The sequence below is a fragment of the Alkalibacterium sp. m-11 genome (assembly GCF_054658155.1).
Window position 1 is genome coordinate 34767 of sequence record NZ_BAAGIR010000009.1, and the last position, 7116, is coordinate 41882.

Here is a 7116-nt window from a genome sequence, read left to right on the forward strand (position 1 = left end):
GCAGCAGAGCTGATCGGATGTAAGATTCAGACCAGTTCTGCTGCTTTAATTAACTGAGCGCTTTATTAATGCGTGTAGTTATCGAAATATCCTTGGATGAAGATAATTGGTGTCCCTTTATCTCCGCTTCCTGACGTCAGGTCAGAAAGTGAGCCAATCAGGTCAGTTAAGCGACGAGGTGTCGTTCCCTGAGCTTCCATCTGTCCAACTAGATCCGCCCCTTTATTTACGATGTGTTCTGAGATAGCTGCTTTCAGTTCGTTTCCTCTTAAATGAGCAAAGTTGTTGTCGGCAAGGTATTTCAGTTTCACTTCGTTAGGTGTACCGTCCAGACCGCTTGTATAAGCAGGAGATACCACAGGATCCGCCAGTTCCCAAATTTGCCCGACTGGGTCTTTAAACGCGCCGTCACCATAAATCATGACTTCAACTGTCTTCCCGGTTTCTTCTTTCAGGCGTGCCTGGATCGCTTCCACTAGAGGCTGACCATTATTAGGGAAAAGTTTGACGGTTTCCTCAGTTGCCTTATTAGAACCTAATAGACCGTATTCAGAATTATAGCCGCTGCCGTCCAATGATTCAGACAGGATATCATCCAGACCGAACACTTTTTCAGCACCTTCAGCCTTGACCAGACGCTTCGTGCGGAAACGGCTGTGAATATCGCAGGCCAATACATTTTTAGTATAGTTAACAATAGTTTTCGCATCATTAGAAAAAATAACTTCACATTCTGCGCCTTCATTTTCTACCAGTGATTTATAGTAATCGATATAGTCGACGCCAGTAAATGGATGAGCCTTGTAGCCAAAGTAATTACGGAATTCCGATTCACTCAAGACATCTGACCATGGATTGATGCCGTGGTCGTCTAATTCATCCAGCGAGACCAGGTGATTACCCACTTCATCAGAAGGATAACTCAGCAGAAGAACAACTTTGCCAGTTCCTCGGGCGATACCTCTTAAAATGTTTGAGAAACGATTACGACTGAGGATCGGGAAAACAACTCCGACCGGTTCGCCATCAAATTTTCTTCCGACGTCTGTTGCGATGTGATCCAAAGTAGCATAGTTACCTTGAGCACGGGCTACGATGGATTCAGTAATCGTTACGATATCCTGATCCATAATCTCATAGCCTTCTGCCTTAGCAGAGTCAAGTACCGTATCTACAACAATCGATTCCATATTGTCGCCTTCATTGATGATCGGACTACGTAGCCCGCGGACAACTGTCCCAACTGTTCTTTGCAAAATAATCTCTCCTGTAAATCGTATTTGGTAAAAAATAGAAAAAGGGCACAAAAACCCCTATATAGTATACATAAAATAAAGACAAATTTAAATCCTGTTTTAACAATGTTCTTGTCAGATCGGGGTGTATCCTGTCACAGATTGTATTGAAAGATTAAGAATGAAAAAATCGCCTGAGCGAGTTTACATAACGACGATCTTAGTAGAGTGATTAAGGTTATTATTCTATGAAAAAGTAAAAGCTTGCTATTTTTTTGGTAATATAAGTAAGTAGAGATAGGCACGTGTTTGAAGGTTAGGCACCGTAACTCAAACGGAAAACCCAACTGAGTTCGAGTGCTACATTCATGCACCATCAAAATAAAGCAGATTTCCAACCAATAACCTTAAATAGGGAAGACTGATCAAGTGATGATCAGTCAACATCTTACTAATTATTAAAAGGAGCACGGTCAGATGAAAATTATTGCAGCAATCGATTCATTCAAGGGGTCAATGACTAGCGAAGAGGCAAATCAGTCGGTGATCGATGCACTGCCACATCATGAAGTCGTAAGCTTTCCTATCGCTGACGGCGGAGAAGGCACAGTAGATGCATTCGTCAGAGCAGAAAAAGGAGAAGTGATCACCCGGACCATTACTGGCGTCAACGGTCAGCCTTATCAGGGCCGATGGGGATGGATTGAAGAAAATAAGACAGCGGTCATTGAAGTCGCAGAAGGGGCCGGAATCATTCAGGCAGATCCTAAAACTTTTCATCCTGAAAATCATACCAGTTACGGTGTGGGGGAACAGATCAGACAGGCGCTTGATTACGGGGCTGAAACAATTATACTTGGTCTGGGCGGCAGTGCGACAACCGATGGAGGAATAGGCATGCTTCAGGCGCTAGGGGTAATATTTAAAGATGTAGAAGGAAAGTCACTTCCAGTATTGCCCGTTAATTTAAAAGCAGTCGAAGCCATAGATGCCTCTGAACTGGATGAACGGGTGACTTCTGTGAAATGGGAGCTGGCTTCGGATGTGTCCAACCCTCTTTTGGGACAGAACGGAGCCGTCTATGTATTCGGGGAACAGAAGGGGCTATCCAAAGATGAGCTGCCAGACTATGACAAGGCAATGGCTGAATATGCCCGCCTAGTTGAAGAGTGCACACAGAGTAAGATGACTGAAATAGAAGGAGCGGGAGCTGCTGGGGGAATTGGGTTTGCGGCATTATCCTTTTTTGGATGCACCTTCCAGAGCGGCCTGACTCTATTGGCTGATAGAGGCAACTTCAAGGCTCTTTTAAATGATGCAGACCTGGTAATTACTGGAGAAGGAAAATTCGATACCCAGTCTCTTCAAGGTAAGGTTCCTGTAGGGATCAGCCGCATGTGCAGGGAAACTGATGTCCCAGTGATTCTGTTTGCCGGAAAAATCGAAGAAGGTCTAGCAGATGTTCCGGAAGAACATATCCAAGCTGTCCTGCCGATCGTGGACGCACCGATGACTTTGAAAGAAGCGATGGACAAAGGACCTGAGCTACTGGAACGAGCAGTCAGGCGTGCCTTTAAACTCATCGATGCAACCAAATTTAGATAACTAAAAAAAGCGGACCGCGTCTCCCATCAAGGAAGCGGTCCGCTTTTGTATGTCTATTTCTGATTAAGGCATGGCACGAATGATCTTGTCACCAAAGTCGACATCTAGATTTGTGAGGTTCAAAATATCCTGATAATCAACCGAATTAGTGATGACAATCGGTGTGGTCGTGTCGAATCCCTGGTCAATAATGAAATTCAAGTCGAACGTGATCAAATCATCGCCAGCAGCAACGCGCTGATCTTTTTCGACAACATAATCGTAGCCTTCACCGTTTAACTGAACAGTATCTATACCCACGTGAATCAGCAGTTCCATACCGGAGTCTGTTGTAATGCCGATGGCGTGTTTTGAATCGAATACGGCTGTGACTGTTCCTTCAACCGGTGCCTTGACGAGTCCTTCATCGGGTCGTATAGCCAGTCCCTTTCCAAGGATCTCTTCGGAGAACATGCCGTCATTAACTTCGACCAAGTCAACGGCTTCGCCTTTCATCGGAGAAACGATTGTTTCAGTTATTTTTTCTGAAGAAGCCGATCCTAGTTCGCTTGCTTTCGGATCAGTAACGGCCTCACTGTTTTTAGCCAGTTCGTCTTCAGAAGGCTGAGGGTCTTTAAATAGAATATATGAGACAGTGAAAGCAATAGCGATAGAGATTGCTGCCCCGATTGATGCGTTGATGAAAAATTCAAGTGTGTCATCACCAATGTATCCTGGTAATGTCAGCAAGCCTGGAGATCCACCCGCAAAGTTACGGACACGCGTAATACCTGTATAGAGTCCGCCGACTCCTCCGCCTATCATAGCTCCAATCAGAGGCGTCTTGTAGCGTAAGTTGACCCCGTAAAGAGCGGGTTCTGTAATTCCGAACAAGCCAGTTAATCCGGCTGAGGAAGCTAATTGCTTGATCGTTGAATCCTTAGATTTGAAACCAACAGCTAGGGCTGCTGCACCTTGTCCAACGTTGGATGCAAGCATTCCTGGGTAAATGACTGTGTCGTATCCATTGACCATACGGTTGTTGATTCCGATCGGAACGATTCCATAGTGTGTTCCTGTTGCAACCATCAGAGGGGTGAATGCACCCAGAATAGTTGGAACGAGCCATGGCGCAATATTTTCCAGACCTTGAATGCCGGATGAAATAATGTCACTGACAAAGTGGCCTAATGGACCAATCGCTACGATAGCTACAGTACCGACTACGGCAATTGTAATTAATGGTTTACTGAAGAACTTGATTGCTTTTGGTGACACCCGGTCGGCAATCGGTTCAACGTAGGACATGAACCAGACTGACAGGATGATCGGGATAACGGATGACGAATAAGTGATCGGTGATACTGGCAGTCCAAACAGACTGATCCCACCAGTTGCTTCCGCATTTTCAACCATGGCAATAAAGTTAGGATGGAGTAGAATCCCACCGATCATAGCTGCCAGATAGGCATTAGTCTTGAATTTCTGAGCAGATGACATGGCCAGTAGAATAGGTAAGAAATAAAAGGCTGAATCGGCCATGAATTGAACCACTTGATACGTCTGACTTTCATTGCTGACTAAATTGAATACGACAAGGACTGATAAGACGGCTTGAAGCATACCGGCAGCAGTAATGGCTGGCAGGATAGGAGTGAAGATTCCTGTGATCGTATCGATGACCTTTGCGACTGCTGAGCGGTCATCTTCTCCAGTTTCTTCTCCTTCATCGTCCAGTCCTGGAGCCTGATGTGTGATTTCACGGTAGACGCTGCCGACATCACTTCCAATGATGACCTGATACTGTCCACCTTTTGACACGACACCCATAATTCCGGGTGTATTTTTCAGCGTATCGGTATTCGGTTTATTGTCGTCTTTCAAGTTGAAACGCAGACGGGTCGCACAGTGACCGAGCGCATTGATATTCTTTTCTCCGCCGACTTCACCAAGAATGGTGCTGGCTAATTTCTTGTAATCCATAATAGCTTTCCTCCAAAATTATAATTTGAGCAATAAAAAATACCTAAATAAACCCTCCTCCACAATGTGGATAAAGAATAAATTCAGGTATAGCCTAATTGAATAGTGACAATCCTCTTGTATTTAATTGGTGATGCGTCTGATGTGAATCGTGAGATAAATCATCTCATCCTCTTTCAGATCGCGTCCGAACTCTTTGATGATATACTCCCTGACTTTCAGAGCACATTCGTATTCTTCCTTGTAACGGTCTTTCAGCATGAACAGAAAGCCAGCATCCTTGTCTTCTTCAAGTTCGACCCCACTGAAGAGGCGGTGAACGAAGAACTTCAGATGAGTGATGAAGCGTTCGTAATTCAGAGAATACTCATCCAGATCCATTTTGTAATGGTACTTGATGATGTTGATGATCCGCTGGATGATATGCGTCATTTCCGTGACCTGACTGACTTTGGACATATCAAGTTCAGCGTTTACAAGATGAAGCGCGATAAAGCCGGCTTCATCTTCCGGTAGACGGATACCGAGTTTTTTCTCAATAATGGCCAAGGCTTCTTTCCCAATCAGATATTCATGATTGTAGAAACGCTTGATTTCCCAGAGCAGGGCATTCTTGATTGGAAGATTCGACTGATGCCGTTCGATAGCATAATCGATGTGATCAGTCAGTGTAAGGTAAATGTTCTCACTTAATTTCTTTCCCAGGGACACGCGTGCGTAACTAATAATTTCGTTAGCCACCTGCAGATGTTCCAGTTTTACTTTTGAAAGCAATTGAGTCAGTTTGTTCGTCGGCAGGTCGGGTGTAATCGTATACACTTTCTCGACCGCTTCAGAATTGATCTGATCACCGGGAGACTTTTTGAAGCCGATGCCTTTACCCATGACCAGTACTTCATGTGCGTTTTCGTCCATTGACTGAACAATGTTGTTGTTAATAATTTTCTTTATCTTCATAATGGGCGCCTCTCCTTCGAGACGAATCAGTCGACTAATACATAGTTGAATGCATGCAGTATAGCCTGATTTAACAGTAACAATCTGAGCGTTCGTTATTATTGAACCACATACGAGACTGAGATGTCAAGACTGTTTATTAGCGTTTTCAAAAATCTACGTAAATCCTGTTAGGACGTTTTGGTTGATTGCCAAGCGACTTAAATGCATTCATTTCAAATTTTCAATGAATTACTGGTAAACTAAATAGGTATAAAGAGCATCTAGGGAGCTTAGCCCTTAGGTGATTGAGGGAGGGATTTTATGCTAGAATGGCTCACGACAACCGCTGATACTTATCCGCTGGCAGCCAACACCATTATCTTCATACTGGTCGCGTCAGTCCTGCTCGTCATCAGACGTCTGCTGTTAAAACGGATGTATAATCGGCTGCAGAATACTAGCAACTGGTATGTCACGCGAAAGGTAGCGAAATGGATCAACAATCTGATGCTGGCCATTCTGTTCCTCTAAATCTTTGGAAGCAACCTGACTGGATTTACCACAGCTATCGGGCTGGCCGGTGCCGGGGTGACATATGCCTTAAGAGAGGTCATCGTCAGCTTCGCCGGTTGGTTCGCGATCCTGTTCGGAGACTTTTTCAATACAGGTGACCGGGTGCTGATGGGGAGTACGAAAGGGGATGTCATTGATATTGGTGTACTCAGGACCACTCTTATGGAAATGGAAGAATGGGTCGACGGCGACCAGTACACAGGACGGATCGTCCGGGGAGCCAACAGTTCGATTTTTACGGCCCCCGTCTATAACTATACACCTGATTTCCAGTTTTTATGGGATGAAATACATGTCCCCTTGCGTTTCAGTAGTGACATCGATTTTGCCCGTGCTATGCTTCTGGAAGTAGCTGAGGGTGTGATCGGTACGTATCATGAGCAGTCCGACCGCGAATGGACAGAAATGAAACGCCGGTATAGAATTGAGAATGCGTCACTCAAGCCACAGGTCTTTGTCTCTTTTGATGACAACTGGGTAAAAGTGAGCTTAAGGTACATCGTCGGAACGAGAGAACGACGAAAAATCAGGGATGAGTTGTTCCGGACCATTTTAACGTAATTCCGAAAGAAGTCTCCCACTTCTAAACGTATGGGTACGAAGCACCAGTGAAAGTGGGAGATGAATTTCGGTCAAGCGATAGCTTGAAGTTATTTCTCAAGACCTTTTCTTATCAGTTCAAGGATAGCTGCCGTTCTTGTAGGCAGTCCATTTTCTTTTTGGTATGCGTCTACTTTTTCTAGAATAACTTTTGGCATACGTATTTCTACGCGTTCTTTGTCAGACATATACTCACCTCCGA

Annotated in this window: 6 protein-coding genes; 3 read left to right on the plus strand and 3 right to left on the minus strand. The window is 44.6% G+C overall.

The annotated features are described in order from the left end of the window. Nucleotides 1-65 precede the first annotated feature (65 nt). On the minus strand, nucleotides 66-1256 hold the full coding sequence (locus tag ACYQ2O_RS02150) for a coenzyme F420-0:L-glutamate ligase (protein ID WP_459795905.1): 1191 nt from the start codon (nucleotides 1254-1256) through the stop codon (nucleotides 66-68). A gap of 456 nt (nucleotides 1257-1712) precedes the next feature. Between ACYQ2O_RS02150 and ACYQ2O_RS02155 the strand changes: the two genes are divergently transcribed. Then, nucleotides 1713-2840: a glycerate kinase family protein gene (locus ACYQ2O_RS02155; RefSeq protein WP_459769349.1), complete on the plus strand. Its 1128-nt coding sequence runs from the start codon at nucleotides 1713-1715 to the stop codon at nucleotides 2838-2840. A 63-nt stretch (nucleotides 2841-2903) separates the two neighbouring features. On the opposite strand, the gene ACYQ2O_RS02160 is transcribed toward ACYQ2O_RS02155, so the two are convergent. Both ACYQ2O_RS02160 and licT read right to left on the minus strand, forming a co-directional pair. Beyond that, a complete protein-coding gene (locus tag ACYQ2O_RS02160) occupies nucleotides 2904-4802 on the minus strand; it encodes a beta-glucoside-specific PTS transporter subunit IIABC (RefSeq protein WP_459795907.1) in 1899 nt (632 codons plus the stop codon). A gap of 123 nt (nucleotides 4803-4925) precedes the next feature. Next, the gene (gene licT / locus ACYQ2O_RS02165) at nucleotides 4926-5759 is read right to left on the minus strand and encodes a BglG family transcription antiterminator LicT (RefSeq protein ID WP_459795908.1); all 834 of its coding nucleotides are present in this window, start codon (nucleotides 5757-5759) and stop codon (nucleotides 4926-4928) included. 303 nt (nucleotides 5760-6062) lie between these two features. Between licT and ACYQ2O_RS02170 the strand changes: the two genes are divergently transcribed. Together ACYQ2O_RS02170 and ACYQ2O_RS02175 are read left to right on the plus strand one after the other, a co-directional pair. Next, on the plus strand, nucleotides 6063-6272 hold the full coding sequence (locus ACYQ2O_RS02170; protein ID WP_459795909.1) for a hypothetical protein: 210 nt from the start codon (nucleotides 6063-6065) through the stop codon (nucleotides 6270-6272). Between the two features lie 57 nt (nucleotides 6273-6329). Beyond that, on the plus strand, nucleotides 6330-6875 hold the full coding sequence (locus tag ACYQ2O_RS02175) for a mechanosensitive ion channel domain-containing protein (protein WP_459795910.1): 546 nt from the start codon (nucleotides 6330-6332) through the stop codon (nucleotides 6873-6875). Nucleotides 6876-7116: the final 241 nt, after the last annotated feature.

Coding starts and splice junctions, on each gene's coding strand:
- ACYQ2O_RS02155 (WP_459769349.1), top strand. CDS start 1,713: ATGAAAATTATTGCAGCAATCGATTCATTCAAGGGGTCAATGACTAGC.
- ACYQ2O_RS02160 (WP_459795907.1), bottom strand. CDS start 4,802: ATGGATTACAAGAAATTAGCCAGCACCATTCTTGGTGAAGTCGGCGGA.
- licT (WP_459795908.1), bottom strand. CDS start 5,759: ATGAAGATAAAGAAAATTATTAACAACAACATTGTTCAGTCAATGGAC.
- ACYQ2O_RS02170 (WP_459795909.1), top strand. CDS start 6,063: ATGCTAGAATGGCTCACGACAACCGCTGATACTTATCCGCTGGCAGCC.